General features: G+C 61.7%; 19 protein-coding genes. 9 read left to right on the forward strand and 10 right to left on the reverse strand.

The genetic code is table 11. The features are described from left to right. Positions 1-11: 11 nt before the first annotated feature. The 5 genes from M2447_RS02910 to nagB all read right to left on the reverse strand — a co-directional run bounded on the left by M2447_RS02910 (position 12) and on the right by nagB (position 8,421). On the reverse strand, positions 12-863 hold the full coding sequence (locus tag M2447_RS02910) for a PIG-L family deacetylase (RefSeq protein ID WP_277557331.1): 852 nt from the start codon (positions 861-863) through the stop codon (positions 12-14). 171 nt (positions 864-1,034) lie between these two features. After that, positions 1,035-2,444: an ROK family protein gene (locus M2447_RS02915; protein ID WP_277557332.1), complete on the reverse strand. Its 1,410-nt coding sequence runs from the start codon at positions 2,442-2,444 to the stop codon at positions 1,035-1,037. Between the two features lie 333 nt (positions 2,445-2,777). Continuing rightward, a complete protein-coding gene (locus tag M2447_RS02920; protein ID WP_277509010.1) occupies positions 2,778-4,748 on the reverse strand; it encodes a sodium:solute symporter family protein in 1,971 nt (656 codons plus the stop codon). Between the two features lie 60 nt (positions 4,749-4,808). Next, positions 4,809-6,479 carry a beta-N-acetylhexosaminidase gene (locus tag M2447_RS02925; protein ID WP_277557333.1) on the reverse strand — a complete coding sequence of 557 codons (1,671 nt, stop codon included), beginning with the start codon at positions 6,477-6,479 and terminating at the stop codon, positions 4,809-4,811. A gap of 34 nt (positions 6,480-6,513) precedes the next feature. Next, positions 6,514-8,421: a glucosamine-6-phosphate deaminase gene (gene nagB, locus M2447_RS02930; RefSeq protein ID WP_277557334.1), complete on the reverse strand. Its 1,908-nt coding sequence runs from the start codon at positions 8,419-8,421 to the stop codon at positions 6,514-6,516. A gap of 226 nt (positions 8,422-8,647) precedes the next feature. Between nagB and M2447_RS02935 the strand changes: the two genes are divergently transcribed. Then, a complete protein-coding gene (locus M2447_RS02935; protein WP_277509013.1) occupies positions 8,648-9,535 on the forward strand; it encodes an AraC family transcriptional regulator in 888 nt (295 codons plus the stop codon). Positions 9,536-9,568: 33 nt separating this feature from the next. Here M2447_RS02935 and M2447_RS02940 read toward each other — a convergent pair whose 3' ends face one another. Both M2447_RS02940 and M2447_RS02945 read right to left on the reverse strand, forming a co-directional pair. Beyond that, positions 9,569-10,513 (reverse strand): tyrosine recombinase XerC, encoded by a 945-nt coding sequence (locus M2447_RS02940; RefSeq protein WP_277557335.1) that lies wholly within the window; start codon positions 10,511-10,513, stop codon positions 9,569-9,571. A gap of 44 nt (positions 10,514-10,557) precedes the next feature. Then, complete coding sequence (locus M2447_RS02945) at positions 10,558-11,268, reverse strand: MazG family protein (RefSeq protein ID WP_277557336.1); 711 nt, start codon at positions 11,266-11,268, stop codon at positions 10,558-10,560. 170 nt (positions 11,269-11,438) lie between these two features. On the opposite strand from M2447_RS02945, the gene M2447_RS02950 reads away from it, so the two are divergent. From M2447_RS02950 to M2447_RS02965, 4 genes are all read left to right on the forward strand, one after another. Next, the gene (locus tag M2447_RS02950) at positions 11,439-12,443 is read left to right on the forward strand and encodes a serine/threonine-protein kinase (RefSeq protein ID WP_277557337.1); all 1,005 of its coding nucleotides are present in this window, start codon (positions 11,439-11,441) and stop codon (positions 12,441-12,443) included. Positions 12,444-12,489: 46 nt separating this feature from the next. Next, positions 12,490-14,052, forward strand: a complete 1,563-nt coding sequence (rpoN, locus tag M2447_RS02955) for an RNA polymerase factor sigma-54 (protein WP_108825884.1) — start codon at positions 12,490-12,492, stop codon at positions 14,050-14,052. 256 nt (positions 14,053-14,308) lie between these two features. Continuing rightward, positions 14,309-15,724: a DUF1343 domain-containing protein gene (locus tag M2447_RS02960; protein WP_277557338.1), complete on the forward strand. Its 1,416-nt coding sequence runs from the start codon at positions 14,309-14,311 to the stop codon at positions 15,722-15,724. A 266-nt stretch (positions 15,725-15,990) separates the two neighbouring features. Further along, entirely contained in the window at positions 15,991-16,371 is a 381-nt protein-coding gene (locus M2447_RS02965; protein WP_277557339.1) for an RNHCP domain-containing protein, read from the forward strand. Positions 16,372-16,464: 93 nt separating this feature from the next. On the opposite strand, the gene M2447_RS02970 is transcribed toward M2447_RS02965, so the two are convergent. From M2447_RS02970 to M2447_RS02980, 3 genes are all read right to left on the reverse strand, one after another. After that, entirely contained in the window at positions 16,465-17,382 is a 918-nt protein-coding gene (locus tag M2447_RS02970) for an endonuclease/exonuclease/phosphatase family protein (RefSeq protein WP_277509022.1), read from the reverse strand. 75 nt (positions 17,383-17,457) lie between these two features. Further along, on the reverse strand, positions 17,458-17,865 hold the full coding sequence (locus M2447_RS02975) for a protease inhibitor I42 family protein (RefSeq protein ID WP_277557340.1): 408 nt from the start codon (positions 17,863-17,865) through the stop codon (positions 17,458-17,460). 29 nt (positions 17,866-17,894) lie between these two features. Continuing rightward, on the reverse strand, positions 17,895-18,782 hold the full coding sequence (locus M2447_RS02980; protein ID WP_277557341.1) for a polyprenyl synthetase family protein: 888 nt from the start codon (positions 18,780-18,782) through the stop codon (positions 17,895-17,897). 198 nt (positions 18,783-18,980) lie between these two features. Here M2447_RS02980 and M2447_RS02985 point away from each other — a divergent pair, with 198 nt between their 5' ends. The 4 genes from M2447_RS02985 to malQ all read left to right on the forward strand — a co-directional run bounded on the left by M2447_RS02985 (position 18,981) and on the right by malQ (position 22,400). Next, positions 18,981-19,253, forward strand: a complete 273-nt coding sequence (locus tag M2447_RS02985) for a zinc ribbon domain-containing protein (protein ID WP_277509026.1) — start codon at positions 18,981-18,983, stop codon at positions 19,251-19,253. 3 nt (positions 19,254-19,256) lie between these two features. Then, on the forward strand, positions 19,257-19,946 hold the full coding sequence (locus M2447_RS02990) for a hypothetical protein (RefSeq protein WP_277557342.1): 690 nt from the start codon (positions 19,257-19,259) through the stop codon (positions 19,944-19,946). A gap of 58 nt (positions 19,947-20,004) precedes the next feature. Then, positions 20,005-20,562 carry an FKBP-type peptidyl-prolyl cis-trans isomerase gene (locus M2447_RS02995; RefSeq protein ID WP_277509028.1) on the forward strand — a complete coding sequence of 186 codons (558 nt, stop codon included), beginning with the start codon at positions 20,005-20,007 and terminating at the stop codon, positions 20,560-20,562. 179 nt (positions 20,563-20,741) lie between these two features. Beyond that, on the forward strand, positions 20,742-22,400 hold the full coding sequence (malQ, locus tag M2447_RS03000) for a 4-alpha-glucanotransferase (protein ID WP_277557343.1): 1,659 nt from the start codon (positions 20,742-20,744) through the stop codon (positions 22,398-22,400). The last annotated feature ends 162 nt before the right edge of the window (positions 22,401-22,562 follow it).

Here is a 22,562-nt window from a genome sequence, read left to right on the forward strand (position 1 = left end):
CGCGAAATTTATCAAGAAAACTTCTTGATGCGGTCGGCGACGTCCTGGCGGAAGCGGTCGATGTGGGCGAGCGTGTATTCGGAAATTGAATACTCGGGGTTTTCCACGAGCGGCGTCAGGTCCATGGCCCAGTTGATGCCGTCGTAAACATCGGTGGCGTGCGAGGTGTGGTAGGTGGCGTTCGCGAGGCGGCGGCCCGCCGTGGCGAGGTCGTAGCGCTTGCCTCCCGTGATCTGCGAGTCGAAGACGCCGACGAGCGAGGCGCCGATGTTCGGGTGCGCGCCGGTGTCGAGCGCGTGCTTGTCGGTGTCGCACATCCAGTCGAGGTCGCGCCAGACTTCGCAGCCGATCACTTTTTTCGGACGACGCTCCGCGGGAAGCGCGCGCAACGCCTTGAGGCTGTGCGAGAGCACCGCGATGTGCGTGTCGTGCTTGTCGGCGGGTTGGTGCAAATAGACGACCTCGGGCGTGCATCCGGCGAGGATTGCGGCGAGGTCGGCTTGCACGCCGGCGTCGGCCGGGTTCTTCACCGCCGCGCTGGGATGCGCGAGCTGAAACTGAATCGAATAATCGCCGACATAGGCGGCCTTGCGCTGCTCGCGACGGCGGATGCCCTGCATGGCCTCGTCGGTGTAATCCTTGTAGGGGCCCGAACGCGGGCTGCCCGCGCCGTTGGTGACGACGACGCCGGAAAACCATTTGTCGTCGCGACCGAAGCAGGCGGCGATGCCTTGGTAGGCCATGATTTCAATGTCGTCTTGGTGCGCGGCGATGCACAGGTGCGTGGTGCGCTTGAGCGCGTCGGCGGGCGCGAGGGCGGATTCGGGAACAAAGATGTCGGCTTCGTTGCGTGTGAATTTCATGATGAATAGGTGTGGTTGTTGGTTGTTGAAAATTGCCTGTTTTTGGAGTGCGGCGGCAGAGGGCTCAGAGCCCGGCGACGCCGCTTTCGAATGCGGAGAAAATTCGCAAATCGCTCAAAGCGGTGTCGCCGCTTCGCTCTGCCACCGCACTCCAAAGAAAAATCGTCGTCGTCATTTTTGCACGTCAGTTATCGCCGGCAGGCTGGCGGCGGCGATGGCCTGGCCATGGCGTTTTTCCTGCTCGCCGGGCGTGCGCAACGCGAGGCGCGTGGAGAGTTCGGGGAACTCCGCGTCCAGCACGGCGCGCGCGCGGTCGATGATGACGCGACCGCCCTCACCGGATGTCACGCGGCCGAGGATGAGGATGTTGCGCAGCTCGTAGAAATCCGCGTAGTGGGCGAGCGAATAGCCGAAGCAGTCGCCCACGGTTTCGTAGATGGCGCGCGCGCGCGGGTCATCCTTCGTCATGGCCGCCTGCACGGCTTCGAGTTGCTCGGGCATCGGCATGGTTTCGGGGAAGCCGAAACCGGCGGCGCGGGCGAGGCGCGCCACGCCTTGCTGCGAAAAATACTGCACGCCGCAACCGCCGTCGCCCGACCATTCATCGCGGGGCGCGTCCTCGCGGTAATCGATTGGCGTGAACGCGAGCTCGTTGAGCCAGGGCGTGATGCCGCCCTTGGGGGTGACGTAGCCGCCGGCCTGGCTGGTGCCCATCGAGACGCCGAGCACGGCGTTGTCCTTCATGAACATCGAGCCGGCGAGCGCGGTCACCTCGCCGTCGTTGGCGACCTCGAAGGGCACGCCGCCCCAGCGTTCGCGCAGGTCGGGAAACATGCGGCGGATTTTTTTCTCAAAAAGCTCGGGTGTGATGTTGCGGAAAAGCGACGCGACACGCACCTCGTTGTTCACATACACGCCGGCGGAGCTGCCGCCGATGGCATCGACGCGAGGCAGGTGCGCGGCGGCGCGAACAAGCAAGTCCTGCACGCCGTCGATGTGATACGAGGGATCTTTTTCGAAATACGGACTCCACGGGATTTCCTCGGAAAACACCACGCGCCCGTCGATGAGCGCGGCGACTTTGCGATCGCTTCCGCCGAGGTCGAAACCGATGCGGCAGCCGTCGAGATGCCCGCCAACCGAAAGCTCGTCCTGAGACTCGGATGAGGACGCCGCGTTCGACACATCCGCGCGGGCGACCTCGAAGGGTTTCCCGTAAATCTTAGCCCCCATCATTTCGCAGTCGAACGCGCGCTCGCCCTGCGCTCCGTAAATGCGCTTGAGCGGCTCGACCAGCTCGTCCGCGCCCGCGATGAGCACACGGCAGCCGCCGCGCTGCCAGAGGAGAAACTTGATCATGCGCTCGATGTGGCGGAGCGTGAGCGCGGCCCGCGGATGACCCGCGGCGAGTGCGCGCGTGCGATGGGTTGTGCGGCCGCCATCGCCGCGCACGAGCGTGATTTCGACGTCGCGCGCGCCGTTGTCGTTTGCCACCAGCCGGCCGTAGGCGCGCGTCCAAAGCGAGGCGGGCACAAAGGCGGGATCGAGGGGAGGTGTGATTTTCGGACGAATGTCTGTCATGGGAAAAAATTATTGGATTAAAAAAACAGATGAGTCCGCGCTTGAAGCCCAACGGGCTTCTGTCCTCTAGCCCGGGGTTGCGAGCGCGGCGAGCTACCCCGGGAATAATAAACATGACAACCAACCCCAACGGGGTTGCGGCCTGTTTGTTCGCCATGCGTTCGCAAAAGATGCAACCCCTTCAGGGTTGTGTTTTCTCTTTCAACAAACCCAGGGTAGGCGCTCGTTCCTCGCGCCAACCCCGGGCTAAGGGATTCATCCCCGTTGGGGATGAGAGGAAGCGCAGTTCGAGTTTTCATGGCGGAAAATTTCAATGGATAATGACGGACGCGATCAGCCCAGTTTGATGCGTGTGGAGAGCCGCAGCGTGGCAAGCGTGGCGAGCACCGCCACGACGCAGAGCACCGTGCCCAGCGTCGAGCGCCCGTAGAGCAAATTGCCGATGCCGAACAGGGCCGACCAAACCGCAAGGCAGCCGACCATCATGCACAGCAGGCCGGTGGGCACATCCCACTTGCCCTTCGCAACGGACGACGCGGGCATCGCAGCGCTCACCTTGCGCCAGCCGGGACCGCCCGCGCGGATTTTTTCGCAGAACTTCGCGAGCACTTCCTGCGGCTCGGGTTGCGTGAGGAATGTCACGACCAGCCAGCCGGCGGTTGTCAGCAAAATGCCGAGGACGAGCTTCCACGCGCTGTAATCCATGATTGAGAACCAGCCGCTCTCGCGCATGGCCGCCTCGATGCCGAGATGCGGCGCGCCCCATTGGAAGAAACAGGCGACGGCGAAGGAGACGATCATCGCGGTGATTTCGCTCCACGCGTTGATGCGCCACCAGAACCAGCGCAGGATGTAGAGCAGCCCGGTGCCGGCGCCGATCTGGAGGAGAATGTCGAAGGAATCCTTCGCGTTTTGCATCCAGAGCGCGACCACCCCCGAAAGCGCGAGCAGCGCGAGCATCGTAAGGCGCCCGACGAACACGGCGTGGCGCGGGCTGACGTCCTTGCGGATGAAGCGCGTGTAGAAATCCTGCACCACGTAGGAGGAGCCCCAGTTCAGGTGCGTGGCGATGGTGGACATGTAGGCGGCGATGAGCGAGGCGACGATCAGCCCGAGCCAGCCCTTGGGCATCTTGGAAATCATGCCGGGATACGCGATGTCGTGCCGCAAGAACTGCTCGTCCACATTCGGAAACTCCCGCGCGAGACTGCCCGTTCCGGCGGCGTCGGCGCGCGCCTGGCGCACCTCGTTGCGCACGGTTTCGCCGAGTGTCGCGTCGCCGCTTTCGTAGCGGGTGACGAGATCCGGATTCGCGGCGAGCCACGTGCGCGCGGCGGCCTGCTGGTCGGGCGGGGTGAGCGGAAACTGCGTCAACGAAACGAGCGCGACGATGATCCACGGCCAGGGGCGCACGGCGTAGTGCAGGAAGTTGAACAGGAGCGTGGCGCCGACGGCGTTCTTTTCGTTTTTCGCCGAGAGCATGCGTTGCGCGATGTAGCCGCCGCCGCCGGGTTCGGAACCGGGATACCAGACGTTCCACCACTGCACGGCCACGGGCAGAATCAACAACGTCATCAGCGTCGAAAGCCCGCCCTCGCGGTCGGGAAACATCGCCATGCGCGCCGAGACGTCGGCGTTGGAAAACAATTCACCCAGCGACGAGATGCCGCCGACCTCGGGCGACTTGACCGCGTAAACCGCCGCAAAAATCGCGCCGACCATCGCCACGGAATATTGGTAAAAATCCGCCCAGATCGACCCGGTCAGTCCGCCGAGCGTCGCGTAAACCGCCACGCCCGCCATGGCCCACAGCAATGTTTCCACAGGCGAAAGGCCGAAGAGCACCTGCCCGATCTTGATCGCCGCGAGCGACACGGTGGCCATGATCATGACATTAAAAAACACGCCCAGATACAGCGCGCGAAATCCGCGCAGGGCCGCCGCGGGACGTCCACTGTAGCGGATCTCGTAAAAGCCGAGGTCGGTGTCGAGCGCCGAGCGGCGCCAGAGTTTCGCATAGACAAAAACCGTCAGCATGCCCGTCAGCAGAAACGCCCACCACACCCAGTTGCCCGCCACGCCGTGCGTGCGCACGATGTCGGTGACGAGGTTCGGCGTGTCGCACGAAAACGTGCACGCCACCATCGAGACGCCGAGCAGCCACCAGGGCATGGAGCGGCCGGAGAGAAAGAAGTCGCCGGCGCTGCGGCCCGAGCGGCGCGCGGCGGCGGAACCGACGAGCACCACCGAGATCAGAAAGCCGGCGATGATCGCCAAATCGAGAGACGAGAGGTTTGTTAGCATGGGGAGTGTGTGGGTTTTCTTCTACAACTAGGAAGCAATGATGCGTATTGAGACAATTAATTATCGCGCCCGCGCGGGCGAGCCGTCGGGACGACGGTAGTTGGCGTTGACCTTGTCGAGATAACGAATCGCGGAAGGCAGGCGCTTTTGGAAGCAGCTCCAGTCGCGCGCCTCCTTCGGGCTCCACGCAACCTCAGCCAGCGCGAACATGCGCGGATACAGGTTATACTCGGCTCGGTTCCAATCGAAAAGATACTCGCCCCAAAGGTTCGCCTGGCAGCCGAGCACTTGCTTCTCGCGCTCCGGCGGCGTGCCCTCGGGAATGGGCTCGAAGTGATACGCCTTCTCCAGCGTGACGAGCCGCTGCGGACGGTTGCCGGAACGATTGAGGGCAGGCTGCTCGTAATAGGGATCGGCCAGCTTGTCGTCGGCGGAGGCGAGGTAGTCCAGGTAACAATGGGAGTTTGGCGTCATCACGACATCGTTGCCTTTTTCGATGGCGAGCCGCGCCCACTTCCAGTCGCGCCAGACCATCATCGTCGCGGTTGGCGACAGGCCGCCCTCCTGGATTTCATCCCAGCCGACGATGCGGCGTCCGCGCGCGTTGAGATATTTTTCGATGCGCGCGAGGAACCACGATTGCAGCTCGAACTCGTCCTTCAGATTGTTTTCACGAATGACTTTTTGCGCGAAGGCGGACGCCTTCCATTGTTTTTTCGGAGCCTCGTCGCCGCCGATGTGAATGTATTTTGAATTGGGAAACAACTCGCAAACCTCGTCGAGCACATCCTGCAAAAAGCGAAACGTCCCATCCTTGGGCGCGAAGATGTAGGGTTTCACGCCCCAGGTTTCGACGACCTTGGGCGCGTAGCCTTCGATGTCGCTGTTGCCGAGTTCCGGATAGGACGCGATGGCGGCGGCGGCGTGCCCCGGGATTTCGATTTCAGGAACGACGGTGATGCCGCGCTGATGCGCGTAGGCGACGATTTCGCGGACCTCGTCCTGCGTGTAATAACCGCCGTGCGGCACGCCGTCGGGTTTGTTGCGGTCGCCGGGCGTGGGAGAGTTGGCGCGCCACGCGCCGATTTGCGTGAGCTTGGGATATTTTTTTATCTCAATGCGCCAGCCCTGGTCCTCGGTGAGATGCCAGTGCAGCGTGTTGAATTTATACAGCGCCATGGCGTCGATCAATCGCTTCGCCGCAACCGGGCCGAAGAAGTGCCGCCCGTCGTCGAACAACACGCCGCGCCACTTGAATCGCGGCGAGTCGTAAATGCGCACGACCGGCAGCGTGACGCGCGCGCCGTCCCGCGCCACGAGCTGCGCGAGTGTTTGCAGCGCGTAAAACGCGCCGTTGCGGGCGGACGCCTCGATGCGCACGGCGCCATCCGCGGCGACCTCAAGCGCGTAGCCCTCGGGATGCGCGACGTGCGCGTTCGCCGAGCGCGAGGCGGAATCAACGCTGATTACCGGACGGCCCGCCGCGGTCGCCGTTGTCGGGTGCACCGCCAGGCGCAATCCCGTCCATTCCAAAAGCGTGTCCGCATACACGCGCCCAAGTGCGGCATCGGCGCACACAATGACATGCGCCGCGCCCAACGGCGCGTCCGCCTTCGCATCGTCGCGCACGATCTGCGCGGGACGCGGGATGACATTGATTTCACCGGCGGCAAGCCCGCATGAAAGGACAACGCACGCAAGCGCGCCGAGGAGTAGTTTGTGTGGAGTCATGGATGTGTGATGGGAGGGAAACGGAAACCAACTATTATTCCATCCACTGCCGGAACGGTTCGATCGCCTCGTAGTTGGCGAGGCCGAACTCATCGTAGGCGCGGGCGACGGCCTGGTTGTGCTGCTCGGCCTGCTGCCACGCCTCGCCCGCCTGCTGGCTGCGCGCGGGCGTCTGGCTGCGCTGGCTTTTGTGATGGCAGATGGATTGGATCTTTGCGGACAACTCCATCGGGCTCATCGGCACCGCCATGTCGATTTCGGCGATGTCCCAGATTCCCGAGGCGCCGCGATAAATCCACACGCGGCAATCGCGCCGCCAGGCGTCGTCGCGCGTTTTTTCAAGCGCCTGCCGCAGCACGCTGAAACAAATCGCGGGCAGCGAGCTCGGGTCCTCGGACGCGCCCGTGGCAAAAATCTGATGCGGCTCGATCTTGCGCAGGAGCGCCACAACCGCGTCCACATCCGCGTCGCCGATGCGGAACTGGCGGTAGCGGCCCTGCTCGTAAAACGGCAGGTCGAGGAAGACCGAGTTTTCCTTGGTCACGCCGCACGCGCGGACGGCGGCGCGCGCCTCCTCGCGTCGCAACGCGCCCTTGAAGCGGCGCAGTTCCGGCGGGTCGATGTCGAAGGCGGATTTCTCGTCGAGCTGCTGCCTGATTTTTCGGACAAATGTGTTGCTGGCTCCCTTCGCGTCGGAGTCCTCCAGCTCGATCATGAAGTCGGCATACGAGGCGGCCTCCTCGTCGGGCACGCCGAGGTTGCCCGATGTCTGGCAGGCCACGGTGACCTGGTGCCCCTGCTCGACAAGACGGCGGATGGTGCCGCCCATGCCAATCACATCGTCGGAAGGCTCGGGGCTCAAAACGAGCACGCGCTTCGGGTGCGGCGCGGCGCGCTCGGGACGATGCGTGTCGTCCGCGTCGGGCTTGCCGCCGGGCCAGCCGGTGATGGTGTGCTGGAGTTCGTTAAAAATGCGAATGTTGAGGATGTAGGCGGGTCCCTGCTCCGTGAGCAAATCGGTCATGCCGTGCTCGGTGTAATCGTCGTCGAGGAGCTTGAGCACGGGCTTCTTGACCTGCCTCGAAAGCCACACGACCGCGCGGCGCGAAATCGTCGGGGTCCACTCGACCGGGCCGACCAGCCAGGGAAGTTTTATGCGCGTGAGCTCCGACGCCGAGGCGCGGTCAACATGGAAGGTGACGTCGCCATGCTGCTGGAGAAAACTCGCGGGCAGCGCCTCCGAGGGCGCTTTCTCGGCGGCCTCGGCAACCACGCGCGCCTTGGCCCCGCCCCACGAAAGCAGGACGATGCGGCGCGCGTCGAGAATCGAGCCGACGCCCATGGTGATCGCGTGGCGCGGCACATTGGCCTCGCCGATAAAATCGCGCGCGGCGTCGCGGCGCGTCATGCTGTCGAGCGTGACCAGGCGCGTGCGCGAATCCGCGCCGGAGCCCGGCTCGTTGAAACCGATGTGGCCGGTGCGCCCGATGCCGAGCACCTGCAAATCGATGCCGCCGGCGTCCTTGATTTTCTGCTCGTAGGCGCGGCACCACGCAAACACCTCCGCGCGCGGCACCATGCCGTCGGGGACGTTGATGGCGGACGCGGGAATGTCGATGTGGTCGAAAAGCTGCTCGTGCATGAAGCGCCAGTAGCTTTGCGAATGCTCGCGCGGCAGGCCGTAATACTCGTCGAGATTAAAGGTGACGACGTTCGCGAAACTCAGCCCCTCCTCGCGGTGCATGCGAATCAGCTCGCGGTAAAGGCGCACGGGCGTCCCGCCCGTGGCGAGCCCGAGGACGACGGAGCGCCCGGCCTTGGCGCGGGCGCGGATTAACCCGGCAATTTCGAGGGCGAGCGCGCACGACGCCTCGTCGGCTGTATCATGAATCTGGATACGGATGCGCTCGCGTTGCTGACTTTCGGTGGTGACTTGGTTCATGTGTGGCGTGTGACGTTAATGACGTTAAAAAAGCTTGCCCATAATAGCCGCCGCCGTGTTCATGTGAAATGGCAAAAACGATTATGTTTTTAACAAAAATGACAAAAGCTGTGAGCGCCATGAACGGTGGTGCGAACCCTCCGGGTGAGCCGCGACAATTTGAATATCGTTACATAATTTCGGCTCAGCCGAAGGCTTCGCCCCACCCCCTGCCCCATTCCGCACCATGACCCCCGACCTTAAAAAAATGATCGCCCTGCTTCCCTCGCCGAAGCACCCGCTGCGCGGACGCCGGACGGTGCCGCTCAACCTGCCCGAAAACATCATTTGTTTTGGCCGGCGCGAGGCCTCCGCCCTCAACCAGCCACAACGCGGACGCGCGCTGCACCGCCGCTTCGTGCTCATGCTCGCGCTTCAAACGGGTGTGACCGTGCGCGTGGACGACCGCGAAATCACATTAAACGAAGGCGAGGGCCTGATGGTGTTTCCGTTTCAATTTCACGACTACACAAACCCCGGCGACGAGACGCTGCAATGGCTGTTCATCACGTTCGACCTTGTGGACGACGGGACGATGCAGGCGTTGCGCTACCAGCCGTTCGCGATTTCGCCCGCGATGCGATCACTCGCGACGGAGCTGGTCGCGACCTACTTAAAAACCGGCCCCTCTGCCAACGACCTCATCACGCTGCAACTCTCGCTCCTGCTCGCGCACATCCGGCAGACGAAACCCGCCTCGCAACGCCGCGCCAAGCCCACGCTCGCGCCGGGCCTCTTCACCAGGGTCAACGAAATCGTCGAGGACAAGGCGCAGCCGCCAAACGTGAAGGTGATGGCCTCGACGCTCGGAATCAGCGTGAGCCATCTGCGCGCGCGCTTCCGCGAATCGTGCGGTGTGAGCCTGGGCAAACACCTGCGCCGCGTGCGCCTGGAAAAAGCGCGTGGTCTCCTGCGCCTGAGCACGCGCCGAGTGACGGAAATCGCCGAGATGTGCGGTTTCTCGTCGGTCTACACCTTCAGCCGCGCCTTCCACACCGCCTACGGTGTCGCCCCCCTGAACTACCGCAAGGGCGGCCATGTGAAATTGCAGACAAGCCAGAGGAAGAAAAAATAACCCCTTCGCCTGCGCCGCGGAATCGCCGCCATGTTACGTCGCCCGAGGATGGGCTTTTTTATAGATGTCACGAAGGCGCGCCACGCTCACATGCGTGTAAACTTGTGTCGTGCTCAGGCTCGCATGGCCGAGCAACTCCTGCACGAGCCGCAAGTCCGCCCCCGCGTTGAGCAAGTGCGTGGCGTAGCTGTGGCGCAGCTTGTGCGGCGAAATCTCCAGCGGCAAGTCGGCCAGCGCGAGATAGCGCTTCAACAACAACTGCACCTCGCGCACCGTTATGCGCGCGCCGCCCTTTGTCACGAGCACGGGCGATCCCGGCGTTTTCCCCTGCGCGAAGCCGGCGCGAAATTTATTCAGCACCGCCATCGCCACGCGGCCCAGCGGGCAAAGGCGCTCCTTGTTTCCCTTGCCCAGAACGCGGGCGACTCCGCTCTCAAAATCAATGTCTCCATAATTGAGCGCCGCGAGTTCGCTCACGCGCAATCCGCCCCCGTAAAGCAGTTCCATCGCAAGCCGGTCGCGCCACGCCATGAACGGATCGATCGTCTCGTTTTCGAGCAGGAGCATGGGCCCGTTGAGCAGGCGGCGCATTTGTTCCTCGGTGAGAAATTTGGGCAGGCGTTTTTCAACTTTCGGCAACGGCACACCCGTGAACGGATTCGCCGCAAGCCGTCCCTGGCGCATCCAATACCTGTAAAACGCGCGCAAGCCCGACACATGATTGTGCAGCGTCTTTCGATCAAAGCGCGCCTGCGACTCGATTACGAAGTCGCGCACATCGCGCGCGTTGAGCGCCGCGAAGGTATCGTCACCGCGCGCCAGTTTCGCGCCCTCAATCCAGCGCCAGAAATCCTCGAACGCCTGCCGGTAGTTGCGCACCGTGTAGCGCGAGTAGCGGCGCTCCTTGGCTAGAAAATCGAGAAACGGCGCAAGCCAGTCGCGGGCGATGGCATCGGGGATGGGCGGGAGTTGGTTCATCGCGCGGATCAAATCTCAAGCCTGGAAATCCCAAGAAACGGCAATCAAGCGCCGGCGTTTTTTGTGATTCCAGAATTCGCGAGTTTCTCCTCGACCGCGTCCATCACCCCCGTCGCGTGCAATCGCAACGCGCCCTCCGGATCAAGCCCGCGCTGGCGGGCGGCGGCGGCGATCTCGAAAAGCATCCTGCCGAGCGCCGCCTCGTCGAGCCGGGAGGCGATCTCGTTTACGCGCGCGGCATCGACAATGTCCTCGTGAGGAAGTTTTTTCTTTTCGATTTGTTTCCAAACCGTTTCGGCAAACATGAGCGCGGGCAGGCGCGGCGGCAGGTCCTTGAAAAGTTTCTCCCTGGTCGTGTCGATCCCCTTGGCGGCCTTTTCCCGCAACTTGATCTGGTCCCATTGCGTGACGACCTTGTCCGGCGTGTCCACGCCGCCGTTGTCGGAGCCGAACACATGCGGATGGCGCCGGATGAGTTTTTCGTTTATGTCGCGCGCCACATCCTCGAAGTCGAACAACCCGCGCTCCTCGGCGAGGCGCGAGTGGAACACAACCTGGATGAGCACGTCGCCCAGCTCCTCGCGCATGTGATCCATGTCGCCGCGGTCGATTGTCTCAAGCAGCTCGCTCGTTTCGTCGATAAGGCAGCGCGCGAGCGTGGCATGCGTCTGCTCCTGGTCCCAAGGGCATCCGCCCGGCTCGCGCAGGCGCGCCATTGTGCGTTTTAGTTTTTCGATTTCGCTGGGTTCGCTCATGTTGGGATTGATACTCGCGCGCGCGCCGATTTCAAACGACAAAAACACACTTCCCTCGCAAATACCAAATCACCGCGCAATCCGGCGCCCGCACGACCATGCAGCATGTTTCGTGCTAGATTCTCCTTTCATCACTTGCCAGAGTCCAAAACCCTCTTTTCTTAACACTCATGCAGAACCTCAAACAAATCTCCACCGAGCTGCGCTACGACATCCTGCGCAAAATCGCCGAAGGCGGCATGGGCATCGTCTATGAGGCGGCCCAGCGGGGCGCGGGCAATTTTTCGAAGAACGTCGCGCTCAAGGTCATTCGCGAGGAGTATTCCGCCATCCCCGAATTTCAAAAAAACTTCATCGGCGAGGCGCGCCTCGTGGCCGACCTCATCCACACCAACATCGTCCAAACCTACCACCTCGGCAAAACCGGCAGCGGTCTCTACTACATGGTCATGGAGTTCGTCCGCGGCCCGCACCTTGAGCAACTCATCGAGCGCCATCATGCGCTCCGCCAGCACATCCCCATCGACATTGCCGTGTTCATCATCTCCCGCGTCGCCCGCGGCCTTGCCTACGCCCACGGCAAAACCGACAACGACGGACGCCCCCTCAAAATCGTCCACCGCGACATCGGCCCGAAAAACATTCTCCTCACCTTCGAGGGCGACGTGAAACTCACCGACTTCGGCATCGCGAAAGCCCTCGACCTTATGTATAACGAGGAAGGCAAGGTCATCGCGGGCAAGGACGAATACCTTTCGCCCGAGCAGGCCACCTACGCTGTCACCGACGCGCGCGCCGACCTCTTTCCCCTCGGCATCGTCCTCACGGAGCTTCTCCTCGGACGAAACATATTCCGCTCCGCCGACCGCCTCGAGTCGCGGCGCAACATCCTCTCGATGCGCATCCCGAAATTCGCAACCCTCCGCTCCGATATCGACGAACGTCTCGAGGTGATCATCCAAAAAGCCCTCCACCGTGATCGCGAAAAACGCTATCAAACCGCCGAGCAAATGCTCACCGACCTCGAGCTTTATCTTTACTCGGACCGCTACGGCCCCACCAACGAAAAGCTCGGCGTTTATATCAAAAAAATCATGAACTACGCGCCGCCCGGCACGCGCTCGCCCCTTCCTCCGCGCATGGGGCTGCATCAAAATAATAACCTGCAAAGATAAATCGAGCCTCGCGCACACCGGGGCAGTTTACACTCCGCATTCACGCATGAGCGGCAACCTCAACCAAGGACTCCAGCAACGCCAGACGCAAAACCTCGTTCTTGCGCCCCAGCTCCGCCAGTCCTTGAAAATCCTCCAGGTTGCCGCCCTTGATCTCCGCTCAGTCATCCAGGAGGAACTCCAGTCCAACCCCACCCTGGAGGAACTCGCCAACGACACCGGCTCTATCTCGCTCGAGCGCGCCGCCGAGGACGCCGCCAATCGCGACGATCCCGCCGGGGACAATACCATCGACCGCCCCAATTCCGACGACCCCGGCAGCGACGACGCCACCACGCACATCCTCCCCGCCGACGACACTCCGGACGACAACTCCCGTCCCGAAGCCCTCGATTTTTCCAACGGCAAGGAATACGAAATTCTCCAAAAACTCGACCAAGACTGGCACGACCACATGGCCAACGCCGGCGGCGCCCAGCCCTACACCTCCGACGACGCCGAAAAGCGCCAGCACTTTCTCGAATCCATCACCGCCGAAACCTCCCTGCAGGAACACCTACGCGAACAAGCCGACCTCGCCGACCGCTCGCCCCAAACCACCGAGGCTCTTAACTATCTCATCGGCTCGCTCGACGACCGCGGCTACCTCACCCAATCCCCGAACGACATCGCCCTCCAAACCGGCCTTCCCCTCGACGCCGTCCAGAAAGCCCACCGCCTCCTCCAAACATTCGACCCCACCGGCATCGGCGGTGAAAACATCCAGGAATGCCTCCTCATTCAGCTCGCCGCCAAAAACCGCGCGGACAGCCTCGCCGCGAGCATCATTCGCGACCACTTTGACCTTCTCACACGCCGCCGCATCCCCGAACTTGCGCGAAAGCTCGCCGTCCCCGCCGACGATGTGCAGGCAGCCATCGCGGAAATCGGCGCGCTCGACCCCGCTCCCGGACGCCGTTTCGCCCACGACAGCAATCGCGTCGTCATCCCCGACGTCACCGTCACCAAGGACGGCGACGAATGGAAAATCGAGCTCAACAACGATTATATTCCCCGGCTCCGAATCTCCAACACCTACCGCGAACTCATAGCCAAGGGCGGCCTCACCAAACAAGAGCGCGACTACATTCAGGAACGCATTCGTTCCGGCAAGTTTCTCATCAACTCCATCGAGCAACGCCAGCAAACCATCGAACGCATCACTCGTGAAATCCTAAAAATCCAGCGCGAGTTTTTCGAGGAAGGCGTTTCGAAGTTAAAACCCCTCACCATGATCCAAATCGCCGACATTGTCGGCGTGCACGAAACAACCGTCAGCCGCGCCATCGCCAACAAATACATCAAAACCCCGCACGGCACATTCGAGTTCAAATACTTTTTCACGTCCGGCTACCAAGCCGGCGACGGCGCCGCCGTATCAAACACAAGTGTGAAGGAAATGATCGCCGACCTTATTGCCGTCGAGGATCGCGCGCACCCCCTCAGCGACCAGGACCTCGTCGAAAAACTCGCCGAAAAAAGCATCACAATCGCCCGCCGCACCGTGGCGAAATATCGCGAGGAACTGAACATCCTCCCCAGCAACCTCCGCCGCGACTACACCGGATAAAAAACCAATCGCGGAAACGCGAAAGGGCGGAAATGTCTTGCTCCGCAAACCATGATTTCGGCGAAAACTCGCGGGATTAAATGTCACTGGAAATCATTGATCGCCGAATCATCAAAACACGAGATTGCGCCCCCGTGTTTGATTCTTTTCCGCGCTTTTCACTCTTCAGCGTTTCCGCGATTAAAAAACACTGCGAACAACTTTTTCGCATAATCGCTCGACGAATCCGCGCGCGCTCGCACAGTGACCGTCACTCATGCGCAGTCTCGTCAGCAAATTCCCGGTTTCGTCACTCATCCCGCTCTTCGCCACTTTCGTCGCGCTTTTCGGACTCGCGGGCTGCACCTCCGAACCCACTCCCGCCGACACGCGCATTTCGCCCGTCACAACCGCGCAGACACCAGTCATCACCGCGCCCTCCCAGCAACGGCCCGCGACACCGGTCACGCCCGCAAACGCCGCGTCACCCGTCATTCCGCGCGACACCTCGCCCGCCATCATGCTCGGCATCGACGTGCTTGAAGCCGAGGGCTTCCGACAGATCGCCGGCAAACGCATCGGCCTCCTCTCCCACCCCGCCGGAGTCAACCGCCACGGCGTTAGCACAATCGACGTTCTCCTCCGCGCTAAAAACGCTAAACTCGTCGCCCTCTTCGGCCCCGAGCACGGCATCTATGGCAACGCGCCCGCCAGCCAAAACATCGCCGACACCATCGACAAGCGCACCGGCCTCCCCGCCTATTCCCTCTACGGCAAAAACCGCCGCCCCACCAAGGAGCAACTCAAGGGTCTCGACGCGCTCGTCATCGACATGCAGGACATCGGCGTGCGCTCCTACACTTTTTCCGTCTGCATGAAATACGCCATTGAAGCCTGTTTCGAGCACGGCGTCGAAGTCATCGTCCTCGACCGCCCCAATCCCCTCGGCGGCCTCAAGGTTGACGGGCCCATCCTCGACAAAACCCTCTTCAGCGGCGTCGGACAAATGCCCATCCCCTACGTCCACGGACTCACAATGGCCGAACTCGCCCGCATGACAGTCGGCACCCCCGGCTGGCTCGACGTCTCCGCCAACATCAAAGGCCGCCTCACCGTCGTCCCCATGCGCGGCTGGCGCCGCGCCATGCGCTGGCCCGAAACCGGCCTGCGCTTCGTGCCCACCTCGCCCTACATCCGCGATTTCCACGCCTGCGTCGGCTACGCCATGACCGGCCTCGGCTGCCAGATTGGCGGCTTTAAGCATGGCATCGGCACGCAATTCCCATTCCGGGGACTCTCCCACAAGGCGCGCTCCGTCAATTTGCTCTTGCGCGATCTCAACGCGCTCAAGACCCCCGGCCTCGGTTTCCGCAAAATCACCCTCACCGCCCCCAACGGCTCGCCCAAGGGCGACGGTATTTTTGTGGAAGTGACCGATTGGGATTCCTGGCGTCCGACCGAGCTCAGCTTCCACCTCATGCGCCTCGCCTGTGCTTACAATGCGCAAAACCCCTTTGCAGCCGCCAGCCCCGCCTCCGCCCGCAGCTTCAACATCCACACCGGCAGCCGTTGGTGGTGGAACACCATCGTAAAGGACGGCGCCAGCATCGACGTCAACCTATTCCTCCGCGCATGGCACCGCGAATGCCTGAAATTCCAAGGCGCGAGCCGTCAGTTTTGGCTTTATAATTAATGCCCGCGATTTTCTCCGCGGCGTTTCCCGATCTTGACTGCCATTCGCAAATGCGCACGGTTGGTGACTCATGACAAATAATTCAGGTGAGTCTGCAAAGTAATACACGCGCACTGGTGAACACTGTGAGCGAGAGAAGGCTTGGTTATGCCCCGGCAACCATGGCGTCCCGTTCCGCAAAGTGGATCAGTGGCGTGTAAACATAGGTAAGGGAGCCTGCCGCAAGGCGGCTCCGGTTTATTGCCGCCGGGGTGTTTTTCACACCTATGTCTCATTTTACTGATCCGTCGCATCGCCGTCGGTCGAAACAACACACTTGTCATTCATCGCCAGCCGCATGGCTAAAATGCCGCCATTGCGGAGGCGAATTTTCACTTAACGCGCCGGGCACGCGGCATCGCAACCACTGCCCGTGGTGCCTCTGGAGCATCCACCTCGACGACAAACCGGGCGACCGAAACTCGGATTGTCATGGAGGAATGGAGCCCATCGCCGTGAGCGCGTGCCCCGATGGAGAATGGCTGATCGTGCACCAATGCAAAACCTGCTTCGTCGTCCACATAAACCGGATCGCCGGCGACGACAGCGAACGGGAGTTGCTAGGGCTCGCCGTGCGTCCGCTCAAACTATCGCCATTCCCAATATGATTGGGAACGGGATGCGCGGGGCACCCGAAACCGGGGCTTCGCGCATCCTGTTAACCCCCTCGCAAAATCATTCTCTCAATCAGCCTTAACCGCTCACCGCTTGCCCGCGTAAACCAACTCCGCGGAAACAAAATAATGGTCGCTCGGATAGCGCCGGACGCCATCGACGAGGCGGCTGTCCTTGCTGATTTCGGCGGCGACGGGCTTGAGGAACTTGTTGATGAGGATGTGATCGATCTTCACCCGCTTCTTCTCGCCTTCAGTTCCGCGAAAACCATGGAAGGTCGCGCCCGGCTCGGCGGGGCCGTGCACAACCGCGTAACTGTCAGCCCAGCCTGCCGCCGTGGTTTTTTTCATGGGGCCGGAATTCATGCCGCAATTAAAGTCAGCCGTCATAAACGCGGCCGTGCCGGGCGGGAGAGTCTTCGCAAAATCAAGCATCACATCCATCTGCAACATGCGGACGGAATCGGAGTCGTGCTGCAGGTGCGCGTTGATAACGCACAGTTGTTTCCCGGTGACTTTGTCCTTCAGCAACACCCAGTTTGCCACGCGGCGCGTGCCGCCTTCGAATATGGAATTCTCAACATCCGGCGTGGGTGAGAGCCAGAAACCGCCCTCGTTCATTTTTTTGAAACGCTTCGTCGAATACATGATGGGGTTTATGGGCTGCTTCGAGCGGTAAATGGTGTTGGAAAGCGTGAAGCCGGGCATGGCTTTCATCAGGTAATCGGTGATGGCCGCGCGATTTTCCTGAATGCAATAAATGTCCGCGTTTTGGGCCATGATGGCATCGCGGCAGATGTCCTTCCTTTGGTCCCAGCCGTTGCCTGTTTTGTAGTCATCCTTCATCATTTGCCGCACATTGGCGGTGACGACCCTGAAGCCGTCGGTCGTCCGCCTCTTGCGAAGCGCGAATTCGCCGGAAGCCTGCGCCCAAATCGATCCCGAAAGTATCGAGAAAGTCAGTGCGATTGCGATTATGAGGGGGCATTTTTTTTGGTTTGTCATGATATTAAGGGAATTGTTTCGAAGCGAAGGCTGAGGTTGCCTGGGGCGGTTTGCCAGATGGAGGCTTTGGCCCGCTCACTTTATCCTCACATTCACCGTGAAGGTTTTCACCGGCGGCCTGTCTTTTTGGGCGGCGTGTCGATAGATAAACTCGAGCGGCTGCTCGCCGATGTGGATTGTGCGCATCAGATAGGTGAACTTGCCCGGCTTGCCCGCTTCGGACGGGTTGGAATACCGTCCCTCAATCAGCGCCATTCCCGCCACATCCGGGGGCAGCGGACGCAACTCCCACATGTAGCCCGCGGCCATGTCGCCGGGCATCTCGATCACGAGCACATCGCCCAAAACGATGGTCGCATCCTTGGAGGGCTCGTCATTTTTCTGCACAACACTCACCTGGTGCGGCAGGCGCGCGGATTTCGAGCATCCGCCCGGCGCGAGAGCGGCGGCGGCAATGGAAATTATCAAAGTCAGTTTTTTCATCGAAATAGTTTTGAAGCGGGTGCGGGCGATTATTTTCGCCGGTCGAGCATCGAAGTGATCAGGTCGCGCAGGAAAGTTGTGTCGCCGGGCAACTGCGCGAGCGCGGCGAGCGCGGCCTGCGTGTGCGTTTCGGCGTGGCGGCGCGCGCCTTCGATTCCATACAGGCGCACGTAGGTCGTCTTGCCCGACTTCGCGTCCTTGCCAACGGTCTTGCCAAGCGTGGCGCTGTCGGCCGTCGAATCGAGAATGTCGTCAACAACCTGAAACGCGTGCCCAAGTTCGCGCCCGAGTTCGCGAAGCGCGTCAAGCTCGCTTTCGGAAAGCAGGCCGCCGCACATGCCGCCCATGACAAGCGACGCGCGAATCATCGCCGCGGTTTTGTTGAGATGGATGTATTCGAGCTGCTCGCCGGTGGCGTCGACTTTTTTCTCGGCAAGCAAATCCTCCATTTGTCCGCCGATGAGCTGCTCGCTGCCCGCGGCGGCGGCAAGCTCGCGCACGAGCGCGCGCGACAACTCGGCGTCGGCGGAGTAGTGCGTCGCCAGGAGCAAAAACGCGTGCGTGAGCAGCGCGTCGCCCGCGAGCAACGCCGTGGCCTCGTCATAGTGTTTGTGCGCGGTGGGGCGCCCCCTGCGCATGTCGTCGTTGTCCATGCACGGCAGGTCGTCGTGAAGCAGCGAATACGTGTGAATGCACTCGACGGCAACCGCCGCGGCAGCCGGATCGTGGAGCGGGTTGCCGCGCAGATCCGCCGCGGCAAGGAGCAGCACGGGGCGCAGCCGCTTGCCGCCCGCCTGCATGCCGTAGCGCATGGCCTCGTGCAAACGCGATGGACGCGCCGCGGCGGCGGGCAGGAGCCCGCCAATTGCCTGCTCGACGCGGGCGATGTGGGTGTTGAGCTTTGTTGTGAAATCCATGGGGCGATATCCGGTTCTTGCAGTTTGCGTTATCGTGTCAAAACAGATCCCGCAATGCCGGCACTCCGGCAAATTTGCAAACGCCTATTCACACGATTCGCCTCGACACGCGAATTTTCACGCAAAAAACATTTTTGCGCCCCTCTCAAACACTCGGCTCGCATGTCGCAAAAAAATTACTATGAGAGGAGGTTTTTTATGCCAACCTACGATTACGTCTGCCCGAAATGCGGCTTCGAATTTGAAGCCTTCCAGTCGATGAGCGACAAGCCGCTCACCAAGTGCCCGTCGTGCAAAAAAACGGGCGTCAAGCGGCTTATCGGCCCCGGCGCCGGTTTTGTGTTCAAGGGAACGGGATTCTACGAGACCGACTTCAAAACAAAAAAAGGCAAACCGCCCGTCGAGTCCGCGCCCAAGCAGACAAAGGCGTGCGACAGCTGCGCCTGCAAAAACGCCGGCAAATCAAAATAACGCGTGCCCTCGCCCTCCCCCCGCCCCTCCCGCCTCTGGCCTGACGTCATCCTTGCCGCCGTCGCATTAATCGCGGGCGGCGCGCTCGCCTGCGCCTGCCTGGTTTTCAAGCCGGTCACGATCATTCCGGGCGATTCGTCCCCGCCGCAAAACACACGCGAGGTTTATTACGCCCAAGGTTCGCGGGATCGCGCCAAGGGCGCGTCGTGGATTCGCAAACGCGCCGCGCTTCTCGCCGCCGCGCCGGGCGTGATCACATTGAACGAGGACGAGCTCAACACCTGGTTCGCCGCGAGCTCGCGCGCACGACAAGCCCGCCGCTCCGGAACGACCGCGCCCGCCCCTCAACTCGACTTCCGCATCGACGACAATCTGCTGCAAGTGGCCGCCCCCGTCATCGTGCAAACGCCCGCCGGCAAACGAACGGTGCTCATGCGGATGCGCGGCAACTTTGAGCGCGTCGCGGCCAATCCCGACACCGGCCTGCCCAGCGTGATCATGTATGCGCCGCGCGAGGCCCACGCCGGCTCGCTGCCGCTGCACCGCATTCCCGGCGCAACCGCGTGGCTCATTTCAAAAGTGCTCCAATCCCAAACACCGCCTGGCGAGGCGCTCGCCGCTTGGAGAAAAATCGAGCGCGTCACAATCGCCGGACGCGAATTGCGCATCATTATTTCAAACACGAACGAATAAAATTGCTGACAGCCGGGGATTGACGCCAGAAAGTGCGCCTGCAGAAAAACCTTTCGACATGCGTTTGCTCAAATTACTCGCCGCCCTTTTGATCCTAGCCACGCCCGCCGCGCTCCACGCGCAACGCGAAAAGCTGCCGCCAGCCGATCTCGAATACGTTGAGAAAACCTGGCCGGACGCCCAAATCACCTCCACGGGCATGCGCACAATCGTCATGCAAACCGGCACTGGTGAAAAAGCCGAGCGCGGCGACCGTGTCAGCGTTCTCTACAAAGGCATGCTGCTCAACGGAACTGTTTTCGACCAGACGCGCAGCGCCGATCACCCGTTCACATTCCGCGTCGGCCGCGGCGAGGTCATCGAAGGCTGGGAGGAAGGCATCCCGATGATGCGCGTCGGGGAAAAACGCCTCCTTATCATCCCCTTTGAACTCGGCTACGGCACGCGCGGCGACCCCCCGAAAATTCCGCGCCGCTCGACCCTGGTTTTTGAGGTTGAATTGGTGAAAGTTGTGAAACCCGATCCGGAAACCCAGATCGAGAAGACCCCGATTGCGCCGCGCGCGAAAAAGAAGGACACCGGTCCCGTGACCAACGTCCCACCGGTCAAAAACTGACGCAAGCGCGCTTGCGCGCCGAAAGACGCCGCCGGTGAAAAGTTCGCGTTTTGTCAGCCATGCCGAAGCGCGCGAGGGGAGTTGCGCGCGGAGAAAACAAAACTCGATTCATTTCGCCATCGCCTGTTTTATTCAGGCGTTTCCTTTCGCCATTCGCACAAGGAACCATCCGTTTTCCGATGCCTGATTTCACCAACATCAAACATTCAACCGACGCCGCCAGACCAATGGGCGCCGACACCTCCTCGCTGCTTTCCGCCAGCTCCGGAATAATCGCCCCGGCATCAGGCTCTCGCGAACCGCTCTTCAACTGGCTCACGCAACGCGCCGCCGGCGTGCTCATGCACCCGACCTCGTTGCCGGGCGCGCAAGGCATCGGCGTTCTCAGCGACGACGCCATCGACCCGTGGCTCGCGTTTTTGGGCGACGCCGGATTTCGCTACTGGCAGGTTTGCCCGCTCGGCCCAACCGGTTACGGCGATTCACCTTACCAGTGTTTCTCCGCCTTCGCCGGCAACCCGTATCTCATCGACCTGCAAGTCCTGCAAAAACACGGGCTCCTCGAAAGCGCCGACATCGCGCCGCTCACCGCCCTGCCCCGCGACCATGTCGATTTCGGCTGGCTCTACGCCGCCAAATGGAAGGCGCTGCACCGCGCCTACGAAAACTTCAGCAACAAAACGAGCATCACACACGCAGCCGCAACCACCCTTCCCTACGGTGATTACGACGAATTTCTGAAAAAGCACGCCGACTGGCTCGAACCCTACGCGCTCTTCCAAGCGCTCAAGGAGCATCACAACCCGCTCCCGTGGTGGAGCTGGCCGGAGGAAATCCGCTTCTATGACAAAGCGCGCGCCGCCGCCCTGCCGCGGGACGTTTTAACCCGTGCCAAGGCCCACGCGTTTTTCCAATACCTCTTCCACGGCCAATGGGCCCGCGTGCGCGCCAAGGCCGCGCGCCTCGGCATCGAAATCATCGGCGACGCGCCCATCTTTGTCGCCCGCGACAGCGCCGATGTATGGGCGAATCCCGAACTCTTCCAAATCGACGAAAACACGGGCGAACCGCTCGCCGTCGCCGGAGTGCCGCCCGATTATTTCTCCGCCGACGGACAACTCTGGGGCAATCCGCTCTACGCCTGGGAAAAACACGCCGCCACCGGATACGCTTGGTGGATTCGCCGCCTCGCGGTGAACTTCGAGCTGTGCGATGTCCTGCGCCTCGATCACTTCCGCGGCTTCGACACCTACTGGTCGATCCCCGCCGACGCGCCGACAGCCAAGACCGGCGAATGGCAGCAGGGCCCCGGCCTCGCCTTCTTCGAAAAAGTCCGCGCCGCCCTGCCCCGCGCCAAAATCATCGCCGAGGATCTCGGCGAGCTCATGCCCTCGGTCATCGAGTTGCGCGACGCCACGGGGCTCCCCGGCATGGTCATCCTGCAATTCGCCTTCGGCGGCAAAGCCGACAACCTCTACCTGCCGCACAACCATCATCACAACAGCGTCGTTTATCCCGGCACGCACGACAACGACACGACGCTCGGCTGGTATCGCGCCGCCGGCAACGAATCCGCCGCCGATCACGTGCGCCGCTACCTCCGCGTCAACGGCAGCGAAATCGGCTGGGATTTCGTGCGCTCCGCCTACGCCTCCGTGTGCAACCTCGCCGTCATTCCGCTGCAAGACCTCATGAGCCTCGGCAGCGAGGCGCGGTTTAACACTCCCGGCGTTGCTGCCGGCAACTGGCAATGGCGTTATACCGCGCAGCAACTGGAAAACGTGCACAGGGAAAGCGCGGGGTATTTGAAATCAATCGGCGAACTCCACGGACGCTGACGGAAACACAACGCAGACAATTATAATAAATGTCCGTTCAACCAGAGCATTTCAAAAACAACAGCCTCGTAGGGGCGCACCTTGCGTGCGTCCTCGCGTCCGACCGCGTTGTGAATACGCACGCAAACAGTCTTTCGCATACGAGGGCGCACGCAAGGTGCG

Source organism: Ereboglobus sp. PH5-10 (assembly GCF_029504735.1).
In the GTDB taxonomy this organism is placed as follows: Bacteria; Verrucomicrobiota; Verrucomicrobiia; order Opitutales; family Opitutaceae; genus Ereboglobus.